The organism is Variovorax sp. UC122_21 (assembly GCF_044056785.1).
Classification (GTDB): Bacteria; Pseudomonadota; Gammaproteobacteria; order Burkholderiales; family Burkholderiaceae_C; genus Variovorax.
Genome location: NZ_CP172004.1, coordinates 6,205,072 through 6,221,927, shown reverse-complemented (window position 1 = coordinate 6,221,927; position 16,856 = coordinate 6,205,072). Strand labels below are relative to the sequence as shown.

Below are 16,856 nucleotides of genomic sequence, written 5' to 3'. Positions count from 1 at the left end.
CTTGTTCTGGAGGCGGCGGTGCGCCGACGCGCCATTGTGAAGGCCGCACGCACGCGAATGGCGCGCAATGCGCCACTCGGTAGTTCCACTGATGGCTTCGCGGCCCCGCTTCTGCGGGGGATGCCATTTGGTTATCGGCATGAAAATTTGTGATTCCTCGCCACCGCGCTTTGCCTGAATACTCCGCCGCCACGGGTTCGGGGTGCCATGCGCCGCATGAAGTTCGCGCTTCGCGAATCCGTCGTCCGCACAACAGCACAACAACCCGTGGAGATCGAATGAGCGAAGCCGCCGCCCTGCCTGCCAGCCCCGTGCTGGGTTCCGCCACGCCCGCCAATGCCGCCACCAAGGGCGGCCAGAGCCAGTTCCGGCTGATCGCCGCCTGCTCGATCGGCAATGCGCTCGAGATGTACGACTTCACCGTCTACAGCTTCTTCGCGCTGCTGATCGGCAAGCTGTTCTTTCCCTCCGAGAGCGCCTTCGGTTCGCTGCTGCTCGCGGTCGCCACCTTCGGCATCGGCTTCGTGATGCGGCCGCTGGGCGGCGTGATCATCGGCAACTACGCCGACCGCAAGGGCCGCAAGGCCGCGATGACGCTGACCATCGCGCTGATGGTGGCCGGCACGCTGTGCATCGCGCTCGCGCCCACCTATGCCTCGGCCGGCGTGTTCGGCTCGCTGATGATCGTCGCGGGCCGGCTGCTGCAGGGCTTCTCGCTCGGCGGCGAGGTCGGCGCCGCGACCTCGATGCTGATGGAGGCCGGCGGCGTCAAGGGCCGCGGCTTCCGCGTCAGCTGGCAGCTCGCGAGCCAGGGCCTGTCGGCGCTGGCCGGCGCGCTCACCGGTGCGCTGCTGTATGCATTGCTGCCGCAGGCCTCGCTCGAGAGCTGGGGCTGGCGCCTGCCCTTCCTGCTGGGCCTGCTGATCGCGCCGGTGGGCCTGTACATCCGCTCGCACCTCGAGGAAACGCACCAGGCCGAGAGCCACGAAGCCAGCCCGATCGGCCGGCTGCTGCGCGCGCACGGCGGCACCGTGTTCAAGGGCATCCTCGCAACCACCGCGGGCACGGCCACCATGTACCTGGTGGTGTTCTTCATGCCCACCTACATGATCCGCGTGCTCAAGATGCCGCCCTCGCTGTCGCTGCTGTCGGGCTGCGTCACCGGCATCACGCTGTTCGTTGTGTCGCTGGTGGCGGGCCGGCTGGCCGACCGGCTCGAGCGCCGCAAGCCGCTGGCGATCGGCTCGCTGCTGTTCAGCCTGGTCGCGGTGGGCCCGGTGTTCTGGCTCATCAGCCACCATCCGAGCGTGCCGCTGGTGCTGTGCCTGTCGGCGCTGCTGACCGCGAGCGTGAACATCGGCACCACGCCGATGTTCCTGATGCTGCTCGAGATGCTGCCGATCGGCGTGCGCGCCAGCGGCATCTCGGTGATCTACAGCGTGGGCGTCACGATCTTCGGCGGCTCCTCGCAGTTCATCGTGACCTGGCTGCTGGCGCAGACCGGCAACCCGCTCTCGCCGGCCTTCTACATGATGGCCTGCGGCGTGCTGAGCATCGGCGCGCTGCTGAGCCTGCGCGAGCGGCGCGTCGGTTGAGCGCCGCCTTCCTTCCCACCTTTTCCGCGAAACGACTTCCTTCCATGACCCGCGAACTCAGCCTCCAGACCACCAAGCTCCTGTCCCGCCTGCTGCCGCCGATCGAGATCGACACCGAGGCCTTCGTCGACATCCGGCGCCGGATCCATGCCGAGCCCGAACTCGGCTTCAGGTGAGCGCGACCAGCGAACTGGTCGCGCGGCTGCTGCGCGAATGGGGCTACGAGGTGCACACCGGCATCGGCCGGACCGGCGTGGTGGGGCAGCTCAGGCTCGGCAGCGGCACGCGGCGCCTGGGCATCCGCGCCGACATGGACGCGCTGCCGATCGTCGAGGCCACGGGCCTGCCCTACGCGAGCCGGCAGCACGGCCGCATGCATGCCTGCGGCCACGACGGCCACACGGCGATCCTGCTCGCGGCGGCGAAGGCGCTCGCGAAAAGCCGCGACTTCGACGGCACGCTGAACCTGATCTTCCAGCCCGACGAGGAGAACCTCTGCGGCGCGCGCGCGATGATCGCCGACGGCCTGTTCGAGCGCTTTCCCTGCGACGCGGTCTATGCGCTGCACAACGCGCCCGGCGTGCCGGCCGGCAGCTTCATCGTGCAGGCCGGGCCGGTCACGCTCTCGTCCGACGTGGCCGACGTGACGATCCAGGGCAAGGGCGGCCATGGCGCCATGCCGCACCGCGCGCAGGACCCGGTGGTGGCGGCCGCCGCCACCGTGACCGCGCTGCAGAGCGTGGTGGCGCGCAACGTCGCGCCCGACGACACGGCGGTGCTGTCGGTCGGCTTCATTCGCGGCGGCGCCACCCACAACGTGATCCCGCAATCGGTCGCGCTCGGGCTCAACGTGCGCGCGGCCCGGCCCGAGACGCGCGCGCTGGTCGAGTCGCGCATCCGCGAGATCGTCGCGCTGACCGCGCAGGCGCATGGCGTGGAGGCCAGCATCGACTACCGGCCGCTGGTGCCGCCGGTGGTCAACACCGAGGCCGAGAGCCGGCTGATGACCGAGGTGTGCGCCGCGCTCGTGGGCGCGGACAAGGTGGCGGCCACGGTGCCGCGCGGCTTCGCGGGCAGCGAGGACTTCGCCTGGATGCTGGCCGAGCTGCCCGGCTGCTACGTGCTGCTGGGCAACGGCGAAGGCGAGTTCGGCGGCTGCATGGTGCACAACCCCGGCTACGACTTCAACGACGAGGTGCTGCCGCTGGGCGCGGCCTGCTGGGTGCGGCTGGCGCAGACCTACCTGGTGGCCTGACGCCGGCCGCGCCGGCTCAGAACGGCGCGTCTTCCTCTTCGGCCGTGGTCACGGCCGTCGCGCTGGCAGCGGCCTTCGGTGCTTCCTCGGCCGGCGCCGCGGTGAAGGCCGCCTCGCCGCCGAGCGCGTCGAGCAGCGCGGGCACCAGCTGGCCCAGCTCACCGGTGGCAATCGCCACGTCGGCATCGAAGTTGTCTTCCTTCTTGCCGCCGCCGGCGCCTTCGTCGGTGCCCTCGAGGAACACGATCTTGCGGATCTGCAGGCCGTGCGTGAGCTCGAAGGACACGCGGTCGTCCCAGGTCAGCGCGAGGCGGGTCGGGCGCTTGCCGTCGGCGATGTGCTGCTTGACCTCGTCGATGTCGAGCGGGTGCTTGGCATAGCGCACCACGGCCTTCGACTCGTCGGTGGCCTTGAGCTCGCACTCGCGGTCGATGGTGAAGCCCGCGGGCGGCTCCCTGCGAGGCCAGCCATTCGGACATGGCGGCGGCCGGCTCGATCTGGGTGTTGAGCTGCATGGTGCCGAAGCCGGTGAAGTTCTGCACCAGGCTGCTGACCACCTCGTCGGCGCGCGCCGCGTTGGAGCTGTTGACCACCAGCCGGCGCTCGGCCTGGTCGACCCACACCGTGACGCGCGCGGTGCGCGTGAAGGCCATCGGCAGCAGCTCGTGCGTGATGTCCTCCTTGAGGTCCTTCTTTTCCTTCTTGCCGGGCTTGCGGCCGGTGGTGGCCTCGATCTGCGCGCAGCGCTCGTCGAGCTTGCGGCGCACCACCGAGCCCGGCACCGACTTGCTCTCGATCATGTACTCGAGCAGCCACTGGCCGTCGATGGATTCCACCAGCGGGCCGTGGGCCTCGCCGCGCGGCTCGACCCAGCCGGCCGACTTCTCCTGCGAGGCGCCGCAGGGCTCGAAGCGCTGCTTGCCCAGGCCTTCCTCGGCCTCGGCCAGCGTTTGCGACCAGCCGGGCTCGATGCGGTAGACGATGACGTTCTTGAATACGGACACGGAGAATCTTTCCCTTCAATCGCTTGTTTGGCGGAACCGGCCATTGTCGCGGCGTCGGGCCGGTTCGCGCCACCGGCGCTGCATGGCCCGGGGCGCCGGTCAGGCAAGCGTGGCACGGCGCCGTAAAATCGGCGGCTTTGGCGGCCTTCAGGCCGCACCCCACAGCCTCCCCCCGCTGAAGGCTTTCTGCAAAAGCTCCCAAAGGAATCAGGAAATGAGCTCGATCCCCCCCTCGCTCGACGACCGTGACGGCAAGATCTGGATGGATGGCGAACTCGTGGACTGGCGCGACGCCAAGATCCACGTGCTGAGCCACACGCTGCACTACGGCTGCGGCGCCTTCGAGGGCGTGCGCGCCTACAAGACGGCCGACGGCGGCACCTCGATCTTCCGCCTGGCCGAGCACACCGAGCGCCTGTTCAACAGCGCCAAGATCCTGCGCATGAAGATTCCGTTCACGCAGGAACAGCTCAACGAGGCCCAGAAGCAGGTCGTGCGCGAGAACAAGCTCGAGAGCTGCTACCTGCGCCCGCTGATCTGGATCGGCTCCGAGAAGCTCGGCGTGAGCCCCAAGGGCAACAAGATCCACGCCATGGTCGCGGCCTGGTCCTGGGGCGCCTACCTCGGCGAGGAAGGCATGAAGCGCGGCATCCGCGTGAAGACCTCGAGCTACACGCGCCACCACGTCAACATCACGATGACGCAGGCCAAGACGGTCAGCAACTACACCAACTCGATCCTCGCCAACATGGAAGCGCTGGACGACGGCTACGACGAGGCGCTGCTGCTCGACGCGAGCGGCTTCGTGTCCGAAGGCGCGGGCGAGAACGTGTTCGTGGTCAAGAACGGCGTGGTCTACACGCCCGACCTGTCGGCCGGCGCGCTCAACGGCATCACGCGCAACACCATCCTGCACGTGTGCAAGGACCTCGGTATCGAGCTGGTGCAAAAGCGCATCACGCGCGACGAGGTCTACATCGCCGACGAAGCCTTCTTCACCGGCACCGCGGCCGAAGTCACGCCGATCCGCGAACTCGACCGCGTCGAGATCGGCAACCGCGGCGACGGCGGCGCGCGCGGCCCGGTCACCGAGAAGATCCAGGCGGCCTTCTTCGACATCGTGAACGGCAAGAACCCCAAGTACGCCCACTGGCTCACGAAGGTCTGAAGAACATGTCCACCACTGCAGTCGTCGAACTCCTCGCGAAGGAGCTCAACCACCAGGGCGGCGTGTTCTGCCCCAGCCCCAAGGCCGACATGAAGCTCTGGAACAGCCACCCCAAGGTCTACCTGGACGTGGCGCGCACCGGCGAGGCCAGGTGCCCGTATTGCGGCACCACCTACCGGCTCAAGGCCGGCGAGGTGGTGTCCGCGCGGCACTGACGCGGCGATAGAAAAGAGACCGGGGAGGCCCGGAACATCCATGAAGATCAACGTCGCGATCACGATGGAGATCCGGGCCGATGCGCAGCAATCGATCTGGTTCAACGGCGCCAACCAGCACTGCGTGTACCTCTACATGCTGCTGAAGCGCTCGCCGCTGGTGGGCGAGGTCTGGCTGGTGCACGGCGACGGCGTCGCCGCCTATGCCGAGGGCATGATGCTCGGCGAGCTGGCCGGCGCGCTGCGGCCGCTCTCGGCGGTGGTCCACCAGACCGACCTGCTGATCGAGATGAACGCCTTCGTTCATCCGACGCACGTCGAGGCGGTGCGCCAGCGCGGCGGGCATTGCGTGTCCTACCGATTCGGCAACGACTACGTGGTGGCGGTCGAGACCATCAACTTCCAGGCCAATCCCTGGCTGCCGAACCCGCACCGCGTGCAGTTCGACGAGCTCTGGACCAACCCGCAGCACGCCCACACCTGCAAGAGCTACTTCGAGGCCGTGTACCGCGCGCCGGTGCACGTGCTGCCGCACGTGTGGTCGCCGTACTTCCTCGAGCAGAGCCTCGCGGCCAACGCCGAGCTCAAGGCGCGCTTCGGCTACCGCAACCAGGGCCGGGCCAAGCGCATCGCCTTCTTCGAGCCGAACCTCAACGTGGTCAAGAGCTCGCTGATCCCGATGCTGGCGGCCAACGAATGCCATGTGCGGCGGCCCGAGCTCGTGCAGCACGTGTACATGACGAACACCTTCGACAAGAAGGAGAACACGGCCTTCAAGCACATCGCGCTGGGGCTGCGCATGGTGCAGGACGGCAAGGCCACGGCCGACCCGCGCGGGCCCTTCGTCGAATGGGCCGCGCATCACACCGACATCGTGGTGTCGCACCAGTGGGAGAACGGGCTCAACTACCTGCTGTACGAGGCGCTGTACGGCAACTACGCACTGGTGCACAACTCGCCGTTCCTGCGCGAGGTGGGCTACTACTACCCCGGGTTCGAGGTCTTCGAGGCGGCCGCCGCGATCGAGCGCGCGGCCGAGACGCACGATGCGCAGCTGGATGCGCAGGCGCAGGCCAACGCGGCCTTCCTGCGCACGCTGGCTCCGGCGCATGCGCCGAACATCGAGGCGCACGACGCGCGCATCAGGGCGCTGTTCGCCAACTAGATCTCGTCGGCCACGCGCACCACGCGCTTGCCGAAGTTGTGCCCCTGCAGCAGGCCGATGAAGCCGGCCGGCGCGCTCTCCAGGCCCTCGACGACGTCTTCCATCGGCTGCACCTCGCCGCGTTCGATCCAGTCGCCCATCTCGCGGCGGAAGGCCTCGAAGCGCTCACCGTAGTGGTCGAGGATGATGAAGCCCTGCATGCGGATGCGCTTCTGCAGCAGCGACGCCATCAGCAGCGGCAGGCGGTTCGTCCCCTGGGTTTCGCCGTCGGCGTTGTAGTCGGCGATGTGGCCGCAGACCGGCACGCGCGCGCCGATGTTGAACAGCGGCAGCACCGCGTCGAACACCGGTCCGCCGACGTTCTCGAAATAGACGTCGATGCCCTTCGGGCAGGCCGCGGCGAGGCGCTCGGCCAGCGCGGGATCGTGGCGGTCGAGGCAGGCGTCGAAGCCCAGCACCTCGACCGCATGGCGGCACTTGTCCGCACCGCCCGCGATGCCGACCACGCGCGCGCCCTTCAGCCGGGCGATCTGCCCGACCATCGCGCCGACCGCGCCGGTGGCCGCGGCCACGACCACGGTCTCGCCGGGCTTCGGCTGGCCGATGTCGAGCAGGCCCACGTGGGCGGTGAAGGCCGGCATGCCGAGCGCGCCGAGCGCGAGCGAGGGGCGCGCCATGTCGCCCAGCGGCATCAGGTCCTGGCCGTCGGACAGCGCGTAGTCCTGCCAGCCCGCGTTGCCGAGCACGAGTTCGCCGGCGCGGAACTGCGAGTGCTTCGAGGCCACGACGCGGTTGACCGTGCCGCCCACCATCGGCTGGCCCAGCGGCACCGAAGCCGCGTAGATCGGCGCGACCTCGTCCATCAGCTGGCGCATGTACGGGTCGAGCGAGAGGTACAGCGTGCGCAGCAGCACCTGGCCCTCGGCGGGCGCGGGCACGGCGCCCTCCTCGAGGCGGAAGTGCGCGGGCGTCGGCAGCCCGCGCGGGCGCGCGGCAAGGACGAGGCGGCGGTTGACGGTGTCGCTTTGGGGCATGGGCAGGGGCTCCTGGGTGGTGGAAGGGCGATGACCTGTCAGGTAATTAGACCGGTCGTCTAGAAAGCGGCCGCAAAAAGGCGGGAGCGACATCGGTCGTCCCGCCTCTCAGCCGACCGGGGTGGGAACGGGCGCCAGGCCCAGCGCCTGCCGCGTGCCGGCCATGGTGCGGTCGAGCGGTGCGCGGTCGCGCGCGATCTTCGCGAGCAGGCTGGCGCCGAGCCAGCTCTGGTAGAGCGAAACGGCTTGGGTCTGGGCCTGGCTCTGCGCGGGGATCGCCGGCCTCGGCGGCCGGCAGCGAGCCGTCGGCGCGGCCGGTCTCGATGCAGCGCGCGAGCCGGTCGGTGATCTGGCGGATGCCGCGGTCCAGCGCCGCGCGCATGGTCTCGGACAGGTCGCAGACCTCGGCGCCCAGCTTCACCACAAGGCAGCGGCTCTGGGCGTCGTCGCCGGTCTGCGAGTCGAGCCAGTCCTGAAAGTAGGCGACCAGCTGCTGCGCGCCCGTGCCCGACTCGGCCAGCAGGGCGTCGGTGCGCGCGAGGTAGTCGCTGAAATAGGCCTCGAGCACCGCTTCGCCGAAGGACTCCTTCGAGCCGAAGTAGTGATAGAACGAGCCCTTCGGCACCTTGGCCAGGCTCAGCACCTCGGCCAGCCCGACGGCCGTGAAGCCCTTGCGCAGCAACAGCGGATGCGCCACGTCGAGGATGTGGCGGCGAACGTCGGGAGGCGTGGCGACGGCAGTCATGGCGCCGGACTCTAGCGCCGATTAGACCAGTCGTCTAGTGCCGGGATTTCGTAGTCAGCCCGGTGCCGCCGCGCGCTTCGAGGCCTCGGATTCGCCGCCGATCCGCCGGCCCGGCCAGAGGTCGCGCCAGGGCTCGGGGTCCTGCCGCTCCTGCGCCAGCCGCAGGTAGACCATCGCGATCCACAGCAGCGCCAGCCCGATCTGGGCATCGCGCAGCGCCGAGTTCACGCAGGAGGCGATCAGCGCGATCAGGGTCGCGGCCAGCGCATAGCGGCCCGCGATGTCGGGCCGCTTCCAGGCCTGCCAGACGGCCGCGACCATGATCGCGAGCAGGCTCAAGAGGCCCGGCAGGCCGCCCTGCGCGCCCATCCAGAGGAAGTCGTTGTGCGGCATGTTCGAGTCGGCGAACAGCGCGGGGCCGCGCTGGTGCCACTGCTCGGTCCAGCCGCCGATGCCCCAGCCGGTGAGCGGCCGGTCGGCGATCATCCGGCCGGTGTCGCGGTACATGAAGTAGCGGATGACCATGCTGCCGTGGAAGATCTCGCCGGCCTGCGCCTTCTCGATCTCCTGGATGCCGACCTCGACCTTCTGCTGCAGCTGCGGCAACTGGTAGAGGCCCGCACCCAGCACCACCGCGCCCACGATCAGCGCGGCCGACAGCGCCTTCAGGTGGCTGCGCCACTGGTGGATGCACACCAGCGGCAGCACCAGCAGCAGCGCCAGCACCGAGGTGCGCGAGGTCAGCGGCAGCGCCACCACCGCGACCAGCAGCAGCACCAGCGCGAAGGCCGGCAGCGCGCGCAGCGGCCGGTGCGCCGCGATCCGCGACAGGCCCCAGACCGCCGCCGTCGATGCCACCACGCTGAACAGCAGCGCATTGCTGATCGACTTGTTGCCGACCTCCATCACCACGCCGCGCAGCGGCGCCCAGATGTGGAAGCCGCCGACCGCGTAGAACACCACCACCAGCAGCAGGTTGAGCGCCGAGATCAGCAGGAAGCCGCGCAGCGCCCACATGGCCTCGTCGCGCGCGAGCGCCATCGCCATCAGCAGCGTGGCCGCGATGCGCAGTCCGTGCACCAGGTTCGAGGGGGTCTCGGGGTAGTGCGGCCGGATGGCCAGCACGATCAGGGTCCAGGCCACATAGGCCACGACCGGCCACCACAGCGGATTGGCGCGCAGCCGCGCGATGCGTTCGCGGCCGCTGCCCGCGACCAGCAGGGCGACCAGCAGCAGCAGGGCCGAGAGGTAGGTGACGCCGACCGGCATGTACACCGCGAGCCCCCAGAACATGGCCGCGGGCCGGACGATGTGCGATCTCTGCATAGGGCGCGAATTCTAGGGGGCCGCATTCCGGCGCAACCTGACTTCACCCCGGGGGCGCGCGGGGCTTGGCCGCGCCGTGCTTCAGCCGCGCGGCAGCCGGATCACGAAGCTCGCGCCGCCGCCGGGCCGGTCCTCGCAGCGCACCGTGCCGCCATGGCGCTCGGTGATCGACTTGACCAGCGCCAGCCCGAGGCCGACGCCGCCGTTGCGCTCGCTCGCGCCCGGCAGCCGGTAGAAGGGCTCGAAGATGCGCTCGCGCAGCGCGGCCGGCACGCCCGGGCCGCGGTCGTTCACGCGCACCGTGGCCTGGCCGTCGGCGCTGCCGAGCTCGACCGAGATCTCGCCGGCGCCGTAGCGGCGCGCGTTCTCGAGCAGGTTGCGGATCACGCGGCGCAGCAGCCGCGAGACGCCGGGCACGGTCAGCGCCGCGTTGTCGGTGCCTTCCACCAGGTCGAGCTCGGCGTCGACGCGCGCGCATTCCTCGGCGGCCAGGCCGGTCAGGTCGACCGCCTCGATGGTGCCCATGTCGGCCTCGCTGGCGTCGAGCCGGCTGGCCAGCAGGATCTCGTCGATCAGCTGGTCGAGCTCGGCGATGTTGCGCGAGATCTCGGCGCGCGCCGCGGGGCTCGGCTGGTCGCCCATGAGCTCCAGGCTCATGCGGATGCGGGTCAGCGGCGAGCGCAACTCGTGCGAGGCATTCGCCAGCAGCGACTTGTGCGAGCGCACCAATTGCTCGATGCGCACCGCCGATGCATTGAAGCGCTTGGAGAGATCGGCCACTTCGTCCTGCCCTTCCTCGGTGACGCGCACCGACAGATCGCCCTCGCCCCAGCGCTGCACGCCGCGCTGCAGCGTCTCGAGCCGCTTGGTGAGCCGGCGCACGATCGGATAGACGCCGAGCGCCACCGCCACGCCGACCAGCGCGATCATCCAGCCCAGGCCGAAGGGCGTGCGCCAGGGCGCGAAGCCGCTGGTGCCGGTGGCGCGCTCGCGCGGCGCCACGCGCAGCGTGATCTCCTTGCCGTCGCTCAGGGTCACGTCGAACTCCAGCCCCTGGCCCGGCACGCGCAGCGCCTTGCCGGCGCCGATCTGCTTGTCCTGCGCGTCGAGCACCACCACCTCGCGCGGCACCGGCGCCAGCCGTTCGCGCTCGGCCTCGGCCGCCACGCGCACGATCCAGTTGGCCATCAGCGTGAGGATCACCACGCCGCCGACCACCGCGAGCCAGATGCGCACGTAGAGATGGCGGGAGTACAGATTGATCATGGGGAGATGTGGGGCGGCGGCTTTCGGGCCGGCGCTTTTTGAAAGAGGTGCCGCAAGCGAGACGGAAATGACCCGTCGGCTGTTCAGTCCTGCTGCTTGGCGAACACGTAGCCCACGCCGCGCACCGTGAGGATGCGCTTGGGATTCTTCGCGTCGACCTCGATCGCCGCGCGGATGCGCCCCATGTGCACGTCGATCGAGCGGTCGAAGGCCTCGAGCTCGCGGCCGCGCACGGCTTCCATGATCTGGTCGCGCGTCAGCACCCGGCCCGCGCGCTCGGCCATCGCGACCAGCAGGTCGAACTGGTAGGAGGTGAGGTCGGCCACCTGGCCGGCCACCGAGACGGTGCGCGCGTTGCGGTCGATCTCGAGCGTGCCGAAACGCATCATCGACGCCGCCTCGGCCTCGGTGCTGCTCTCGCCGCGGCGGCGCAGCACGGCGCGGATGCGCGCCAGCAGCTCGCGCGGCTCGAAGGGCTTGGGCAGGTAGTCGTCGGCGCCGATCTCCAGGCCGATGATGCGGTCCATCGGGTCGCCCTTGGCGGTCAGCATCAGCACCGACACCTTGGAGATCGCGCCCGGCAGCGCGCGGATGCGGCGGCAGACCTCGAGGCCGTCGGTGTCGGGCAGCATCAGGTCGAGGATGACGAGGTCGGGCGCGTGCTGCTGCAGCTGCTCGAGGCCGCTGGCGCCGTCGCCGGCATGGTTGAAACCGAAGCCCGACTGGGTGAGGTATTCGCCGACCATCTGCGCCAGGCGCTGGTCGTCTTCGATCATCAGGAGTTGAGGGGTGCTCATGCGCTTCATGGTGGTCCACCGGGAGCAAGCTGGCTTGAACGCTCCGTAAAGTTGCGTAAACCTCGTGCGGCCATGTCAACCGGCCGGCACGGCGAAGAGCATGGTCTCGTCTTCGCGCGGCGCGGCCGAGAGCCGCTCCGCGCCGCCGTAGTCGGGCTGCGCGAGCAGGGCCTCGAGCGCGGCGGCCTCGAGCGCCGGATCGCAGTCGCGCGCCCGCGCGAGGATCTCGCCGGCCAGCCGGCGCAGCTGCGCGGTCGAGGCGCGGATGCGTGCCTTGAAGGCCGCGTCGTCGAGCCGGTCGTTGAGGCTGCGGTTGAGCTCGGCGAACCACGGCATCGAGGCCTGGTCGAGCATCGCCGCGCGGTTGCGCTTCTCGCTCGCACCCGACCAGGCGCGTAGCAGCGCCTGCACCGCGAGGTTGAGGCGCTGGCAGTGCTGCAGCTCGTCGCGCACGCTGCCCAGCAGCGCCAGGTCGGTGAGCCGGCCCTGGAAGAAGATCTGCGACAGCACGCCCCAGTAGTAGGCGTAGTCCCAGATCACCTTCACCGGCAGCACTTCCGGATCGCCGAACAGCGGGTACTGGTCCTGGTAGAGCGCCAGCGTGCTCTCGTAGAACGAGTGGTAGATCTGGTCGTAGAGCTGCGCGCGCGCGCCTCGATCGAGCGGCCGCGCCGGTCGTGCGCGATCAGGTCGGTGATGTAGGTGTTGCCGATCGCGATGAAGTCGCTGCCCGGCGAATAGAAGGGATCGAGGAACAGGCCGGCCTCGCCGGTCAGCGCCCAGCGCCGGTCCGAGAACACCTGCTTGCAGCCGTACGAGAAGTGGCGCAGGAACGCGAAGTCCTGCAGCAGGTGGCGCTTGCCGTCGAGCGCCTCGTAGAGCCGGGGCTGGTAGGTGGCGAACCAGTCCATCGCCTTGTCGAAGGTGTCGATGGTGGCCAGCGGATGCAGCTTCTGGTCGGCCACGATGCCCACCGAATGCGAGCCCGAGGCCAGCGGGATCAGCCACACCCAGTAGCCCGCGCCCACCAGGTGGTTGGTCGACAGCCAGCGCGCCTGCGGGTCGCAGCGCGCGCGCCAGGCCTCGTCGTCGCTCCAGTGGTCGATGGTGATGCGCTCGCCGATGCGGAACCACACGGCGTTCACGTCGTGGTCGTTGGGCTGCGCCAGCCCCAGCTTGCGCTTGAGCAGGCCCGCGCGCCCGCAGGCGTCGATCAGCCAGCGCGCCTCGGTCTCGCGCGTTTCGCCGCCCTGGGTCCATTGCAGCCGGTGGTGGGTGGCGCCGTCCTCGGCCAGTTCGATGCGGCGCACGAAGGCGTCGTCGGCAAAGTGCACGCCGTGGCGCGCGGCCTCCTGCGCGAGGTAATTCTCGAGGATGCCGCGGTCGATCTGGTAGCTGGGCACCGCCAGGTAGCGGCTGGCGCCGATCTCGGTCACGCCGTCGATGTCGCGCCGGCCCTCGCTGAAGAAGAAGCGGAAGCCGAACTTGCGCAGCTGCTCGTTGTGGAAGTGCGGCTTCAGTCCCAGCACCGTGTCGAAGTAGTGGGCGCCGATCTCCACCGAGGATTCGCCCACCTTGTGCGCCGCGTGCGGCACCGGGTGCGCGCGGCGCTCGAGCACGAGCACCGAGATGTCCTCGAAGCGCTGCCGCAGCTGCAGCGCGAGCGTGAGCCCCGCCAGGCCGCCACCCATGATCACTGCGTCGTAGCGGGGGGCGGTCGGCTTCATCCGGTTTCCTTGGTCAGTGTCCGCCGGGCCGCAACTGCAGCTTCAGCGAGAGGGTGGGGGACAGCGGCAGCGCCACTTCGGCGCCGGCCGGGCCGTCGAGCCGCGCGAGCGCCTCGAACAGGCCGAGCGCCTGCGCCATCGGGTTGAACTGCGCGAGCGTCTTCGCCGCGTCGGAAGTGGGCGCCGTGCCGGCCGCGGCACCGCTGGCCAGCGACCAGTCGAGCGCCGCCACCGTGCGTTCGGTGGGCTCGGGCGCCAGCACCAGCGCCAGCGCGAGCTGGCCCTGGCTGCCCGTCACGGCCGCCAGCGGGCCGGAGGCGGGCGCGTCGTAGCCCACCAGCAGCACGGCTTCCCGGTCGGCCGCGCACTGCGCCGCGGCCTCGAGCAGGGCGGCGCCGAAGCTGCTGTCGTAGGCCGAGATCGAATTGCTCGCGGCCATGCAGCCGGTGCCGATGGTCCAGTAGCCCACGGCGGCGTTGTGCACCGAGTTGTGGAAGCGCGTGGGCGACAGCACCGACGGATCGGTGGCGAGCGTGCTGCACATGTAGTCGTTGATCGACAGGTCGCCGTGCGCCGAGACGAACACGCAGGGCAGGTCGACGGCCTGCCGGCCCGACCCCGCGATGGCGGCCGCCGCGACCTCGAGCGCCAGCGCCACGGTGTCGGGCGCGCGGCGGCGCTCGGCCGGGGCCAGCACCTGCGGCGACGGGCGCTTGGCCGGCGGATCGGTGAGCGCGCCCTCGCCGCGGAAGGCCGCGCGCGCGGCCTCCCAGCCGGGCAGGGTGGGGGTCCAGAAGGCCGGACCCTCGAGGTAGATCGTCGGCGTGGTGCTCATGCTCCCGCCGCCTTGCCGAACACCAGCGCGCAGTTGTTGCCGCCGAAGCCGAAGGAATTGGAGAGCGCGTAGCGCACCTCGCCGTGCGCCGGCGCGAGCCGGATCTGCGGGCCGAAGCCCGGGTCCAGCGCGGCCGAGTTGACCGTGCCCGGCATCAGGCCGCGCTCGATCGCCAGCAGGCTGATCACCGCCTCGACGATGCCCGCGGCACCCAGCGTGTGGCCCGTGAAGCCCTTGGTCGAGCTCGCATGCGTGCGCGCCGGGAAGCGGCGCGCCACCAGCGCGCCCTCGACCTCGTCGTTCTTCTGGCTCGCGGTGCCGTGCATGTTGATGTAGTTGATCGCCTCGGGCGCGAGGCCGGCGCGTGCCAGCGCCTCGTCGAGCGCGCGTTCGGCGCCCAGGCCCTCGGGATGCGGCGTCGACATGTGGTGCGCGTCGCTGGCCTCGCCGTAGCCCAACAGCTGCAGTCCGGTGGCGGAAGCGGCGTCGGCGCGCTCGAGCAGCGCGAAGCCCGCGGCCTCGCCCAGGCTGATGCCGTCGCGCTCCGGATCGAAGGGCCGGCAGGGCCCGCCGGACACCAGCTCGAGCGAGTTGAAGCCGAACAGCACGCTGCCGCACAGCGTGTCGACGCCGCCGACCACGGCCGCGTCGACCAGGCCCAGGCGGATCAGCCGCTCGGCCGAGGCGAACACCTTGGCGCTCGACGAGCAGGCGGTGGAGATGGTCTCGCTCGGCCCCTCGAGGCCCAGCACTTCCTGCACGAACATCGCGAGCGAATGCGGCGTGTGCACCGCCGGGCGGCGCTGCGCGGGCGGGAAATGGCCGTCGGCGTCGAGCTGGGTGTAGGCCAGCTCGGTCTCGCCGATGCTCGAGGTCGAGGTGCCGAGGATCAGCGCGATGCGCGCCGCGCCATGGCGCTGGCGCGCCGCGGCCACCGCCTCGAGGAAGCCGTCGGCCTGCAGGCCGAGCCAGGCCAGCCGGTTGTTGCGGCAGTCCCAGCGCGCGAAGGCGTCGGGCAGGCGGATCTCTTCGAGGCCGTCGACGCGGCCGATCCAGGTCGGCAGCGGCGCGGGGCCGAAGTCGTTGGCGCGCAGGCCGCTGCGCGAATGTTCGAGCGCTTCGGCAAGCGGCTCCTTGCCGACGCCGACGGCCGAGGTGGCCGTGTAGGCGCTGATCTGGAGGGGGGGAATGCGGGCGGGCACGGTGTGGACGTGGCTGGGCGGTGACGCGGTTGGAGGAGTAGTTCTCGTGGTCGGTGCTGGGGAAAGCAGCGCAAAGCCTACCAGTTGCGGGGGTGGGGCCGTGTCGGCGGTTTCCTATGGGGCCGGGTCAGGATTTCCCGCTGTCCGGGCGCGCCGTCAGCGTGCGCGAGGCCAGCGCCACCAGCACCAGCACCGGCACGCCGAGCAGGGCGGTGGCACAGAAGAAGGTGCTGTAGCCGTAGGCATCGACGAACACGCCCGAGTAGCCGGCGATGAACTTCGGCAGCAGCAGCATCAGCGAGCTGAACAGCGCGTACTGCGTGGCCGAGTAGCTGATGTTGGTGAGGCTCGAGAGGTAGGCGATGAAGGCCGCCGAGGCGATGCCGCCCGCGAGGTTGTCGGCCGAGACCACGGCGATCAGCGCCGTCAGGTCGTGGCCGCGCGAGGCCAGCCAGGCGAACAGCAGGTTGCTCGCCGCGCTGAGCACCGCGCCCAGCATCAGCACCCGCATCACGCCCAGGCGCATCGACAGCACGCCGCCGACGAAGGCGCCCACCAGCGTCATGATCACGCCGTAGATCTTGCTGACCGTGGCCACCTCGTCCTTGGTGAAGCCCATGTCGACGTAGAAGGGGTTGGCCATGATGCCCATCACCACGTCGCTGATGCGGTAGATCGCGATCAGCGACAGGATCAGCACCGCCTGCCACTTGTAGCGGCGGATGAAGTCGGCGAAGGGCTCGACCAGCACGTCGCGCAGCCATTCGGCGGCATTGCGCGGCGCCGACAGCGAGCGCTGCGCGGGTTCGGGCGACAGCAGCACCGTGAGCACGCCCACGATCATGGAGCCGGCCATCACGAGGTAGGCGGTCTTCCAGGCGCCGTTCTGGTAGGCCGCGCCGGCCGCCGCGCCCGCCGCGCCCGCCGCTGCCGCGACCGGCGCGACCTCGGCCCAGGCTGCTACCCACAGCACCCCGGCCCCGGCCCAGATCATCGCGAGCCGATAGCCGGTCTGGTAGGCGGCCGCCAGCGCCGCCTGCTTGCGGGTTTCGGCCGACTCGATGCGGAAGGCGTCGAGCGCGATGTCCTGCGTGGCCGAGCCGAAGGCCACCAGCAGCGCGCACCAGATCATCGGCGTGAGCCCCTGGCGCGGATCGTTGACCGCCATGCCGACCAGCCCCGCGATCACCATCCCCTGCGCCAGCAGCAGCCAGCCGCGCCGGCGCCCGAGCAGGGTGGTCAGCGGCGGCAGCGGCAGCCGGTCGACCAGCGGCGCCCACACCCATTTGAAGCCGTAGGCCAGGCCGACCCAGCTCAGGTAGCCGATGGTGGCGCGGTCGATGCCGGCCTCGCGCAGCCGGAAGCTCAGCGTGCCCAGCACCAGCAGCAGCGGCAGGCCGGCCGAGAAGCCCAGCGCCAGCATGCGCAAGGTGGCGGGTTCGAGGTAGACCTTCAGGGCGTCGCGCCAGGGCGGCGAACCGGCGGCGGTGGATTCGGCGGGCGGGACGGAAGACATGTGGGG

At 70.3% G+C, this 16,856-nt stretch carries 13 protein-coding genes and 3 pseudogenes; 5 read left to right on the top strand and 11 right to left on the bottom strand.

The genetic code is table 11. The features are described 5' to 3' along the window. The first annotated feature begins 278 nt into the window (after nucleotides 1-278). Together ACHMXE_RS42055 and ACHMXE_RS42050 are read left to right on the top strand one after the other, a co-directional pair. Nucleotides 279-1,595 (top strand): MFS transporter, encoded by a 1,317-nt coding sequence (locus tag ACHMXE_RS42055; protein WP_395349375.1) that lies wholly within the window; start codon nucleotides 279-281, stop codon nucleotides 1,593-1,595. Nucleotides 1,596-1,639: 44 nt separating this feature from the next. After that, nucleotides 1,640-2,850: pseudogene (locus tag ACHMXE_RS42050) on the top strand (M20 aminoacylase family protein). 16 nt (nucleotides 2,851-2,866) lie between these two features. Here ACHMXE_RS42050 and ACHMXE_RS42045 read toward each other — a convergent pair. Continuing rightward, nucleotides 2,867-3,854, bottom strand: a pseudogene (locus tag ACHMXE_RS42045) (recombination-associated protein RdgC). A 214-nt stretch (nucleotides 3,855-4,068) separates the two neighbouring features. Here ACHMXE_RS42045 and ACHMXE_RS42040 point away from each other — a divergent pair. Genes ACHMXE_RS42040 through ACHMXE_RS42030 form a run of 3 tightly spaced genes read left to right on the top strand, consistent with a single transcriptional unit; the run spans nucleotide 4,069 to nucleotide 6,402 of the window. Next, nucleotides 4,069-5,022 (top strand): branched-chain amino acid transaminase, encoded by a 954-nt coding sequence (locus ACHMXE_RS42040; RefSeq protein WP_057592769.1) that lies wholly within the window; start codon nucleotides 4,069-4,071, stop codon nucleotides 5,020-5,022. 5 nt (nucleotides 5,023-5,027) lie between these two features. Beyond that, complete coding sequence (locus tag ACHMXE_RS42035; protein WP_057592770.1) at nucleotides 5,028-5,237, top strand: zinc-finger domain-containing protein; 210 nt, start codon at nucleotides 5,028-5,030, stop codon at nucleotides 5,235-5,237. Between the two features lie 40 nt (nucleotides 5,238-5,277). Beyond that, nucleotides 5,278-6,402: a DUF2827 family protein gene (locus tag ACHMXE_RS42030; protein ID WP_395349374.1), complete on the top strand. Its 1,125-nt coding sequence runs from the start codon at nucleotides 5,278-5,280 to the stop codon at nucleotides 6,400-6,402. Here the strand turns inward: ACHMXE_RS42030 and ACHMXE_RS42025 are convergent. The 10 genes and pseudogenes from ACHMXE_RS42025 to ACHMXE_RS41980 form a co-directional block, all read right to left on the bottom strand. Then, complete coding sequence (locus tag ACHMXE_RS42025) at nucleotides 6,399-7,436, bottom strand: NADP-dependent oxidoreductase (RefSeq protein WP_395349373.1); 1,038 nt, start codon at nucleotides 7,434-7,436, stop codon at nucleotides 6,399-6,401. The two genes, ACHMXE_RS42030 and ACHMXE_RS42025, sit on opposite strands and share 4 nt — an antisense overlap. Nucleotides 7,437-7,544: 108 nt before the next feature. Next, nucleotides 7,545-8,181, bottom strand: a pseudogene (locus ACHMXE_RS42020) (TetR/AcrR family transcriptional regulator). Nucleotides 8,182-8,235: 54 nt separating this feature from the next. Further along, nucleotides 8,236-9,507 (bottom strand): O-antigen ligase family protein, encoded by a 1,272-nt coding sequence (locus tag ACHMXE_RS42015; protein WP_395349372.1) that lies wholly within the window; start codon nucleotides 9,505-9,507, stop codon nucleotides 8,236-8,238. Nucleotides 9,508-9,588: 81 nt separating this feature from the next. Beyond that, nucleotides 9,589-10,773 (bottom strand): ATP-binding protein, encoded by a 1,185-nt coding sequence (locus tag ACHMXE_RS42010; RefSeq protein WP_395349371.1) that lies wholly within the window; start codon nucleotides 10,771-10,773, stop codon nucleotides 9,589-9,591. Nucleotides 10,774-10,856: 83 nt separating this feature from the next. Then, a complete protein-coding gene (locus tag ACHMXE_RS42005; protein WP_093344026.1) occupies nucleotides 10,857-11,579 on the bottom strand; it encodes a response regulator transcription factor in 723 nt (240 codons plus the stop codon). Between the two features lie 66 nt (nucleotides 11,580-11,645). Continuing rightward, entirely contained in the window at nucleotides 11,646-12,116 is a 471-nt protein-coding gene (locus ACHMXE_RS42000; RefSeq protein ID WP_395349369.1) for a hypothetical protein, read from the bottom strand. After that, nucleotides 12,113-13,297, bottom strand: coding sequence for an NAD(P)/FAD-dependent oxidoreductase (locus tag ACHMXE_RS41995; RefSeq protein WP_395349368.1), 1,185 nt, complete (start codon nucleotides 13,295-13,297; stop codon nucleotides 12,113-12,115). The genes ACHMXE_RS42000 and ACHMXE_RS41995 overlap by 4 nt, the downstream gene beginning before the upstream one ends. 13 nt (nucleotides 13,298-13,310) lie before the next feature. After that, nucleotides 13,311-14,132: a beta-ketoacyl synthase chain length factor gene (locus ACHMXE_RS41990; RefSeq protein WP_395349367.1), complete on the bottom strand. Its 822-nt coding sequence runs from the start codon at nucleotides 14,130-14,132 to the stop codon at nucleotides 13,311-13,313. After that, nucleotides 14,129-15,334: a beta-ketoacyl-[acyl-carrier-protein] synthase family protein gene (locus ACHMXE_RS41985; protein ID WP_395349366.1), complete on the bottom strand. Its 1,206-nt coding sequence runs from the start codon at nucleotides 15,332-15,334 to the stop codon at nucleotides 14,129-14,131. The genes ACHMXE_RS41990 and ACHMXE_RS41985 overlap by 4 nt, the downstream gene beginning before the upstream one ends. A 127-nt stretch (nucleotides 15,335-15,461) precedes the next feature. Further along, the gene (locus tag ACHMXE_RS41980; protein WP_395349365.1) at nucleotides 15,462-16,850 is read right to left on the bottom strand and encodes an AmpG family muropeptide MFS transporter; all 1,389 of its coding nucleotides are present in this window, start codon (nucleotides 16,848-16,850) and stop codon (nucleotides 15,462-15,464) included. Between the last annotated feature and the right edge of the window lie 6 nt (nucleotides 16,851-16,856).

What these genes read in the sequence shown, in the direction of transcription:
- ACHMXE_RS42030 (WP_395349374.1), top strand. Translation starts at nt 5,278, where the DNA reads ATGAAGATCAACGTCGCGATCACGATGGAGATCCGGGCCGATGCGCAG.
- ACHMXE_RS41980 (WP_395349365.1), bottom strand. Translation starts at nt 16,850, where the DNA reads ATGTCTTCCGTCCCGCCCGCCGAATCCACCGCCGCCGGTTCGCCGCCC.
- ACHMXE_RS42055 (WP_395349375.1), top strand. Translation starts at nt 279, where the DNA reads ATGAGCGAAGCCGCCGCCCTGCCTGCCAGCCCCGTGCTGGGTTCCGCC.
- ACHMXE_RS42040 (WP_057592769.1), top strand. Translation starts at nt 4,069, where the DNA reads ATGAGCTCGATCCCCCCCTCGCTCGACGACCGTGACGGCAAGATCTGG.
- ACHMXE_RS42035 (WP_057592770.1), top strand. Translation starts at nt 5,028, where the DNA reads ATGTCCACCACTGCAGTCGTCGAACTCCTCGCGAAGGAGCTCAACCAC.
- ACHMXE_RS42005 (WP_093344026.1), bottom strand. Translation starts at nt 11,579, where the DNA reads ATGAAGCGCATGAGCACCCCTCAACTCCTGATGATCGAAGACGACCAG.
- ACHMXE_RS41990 (WP_395349367.1), bottom strand. Translation starts at nt 14,132, where the DNA reads ATGAGCACCACGCCGACGATCTACCTCGAGGGTCCGGCCTTCTGGACC.
- ACHMXE_RS42025 (WP_395349373.1), bottom strand. Translation starts at nt 7,436, where the DNA reads ATGCCCCAAAGCGACACCGTCAACCGCCGCCTCGTCCTTGCCGCGCGC.
- ACHMXE_RS42015 (WP_395349372.1), bottom strand. Translation starts at nt 9,507, where the DNA reads ATGCAGAGATCGCACATCGTCCGGCCCGCGGCCATGTTCTGGGGGCTC.
- ACHMXE_RS41995 (WP_395349368.1), bottom strand. Translation starts at nt 13,297, where the DNA reads ATGAAGCCGACCGCCCCCCGCTACGACGCAGTGATCATGGGTGGCGGC.
- ACHMXE_RS42010 (WP_395349371.1), bottom strand. Translation starts at nt 10,773, where the DNA reads ATGATCAATCTGTACTCCCGCCATCTCTACGTGCGCATCTGGCTCGCG.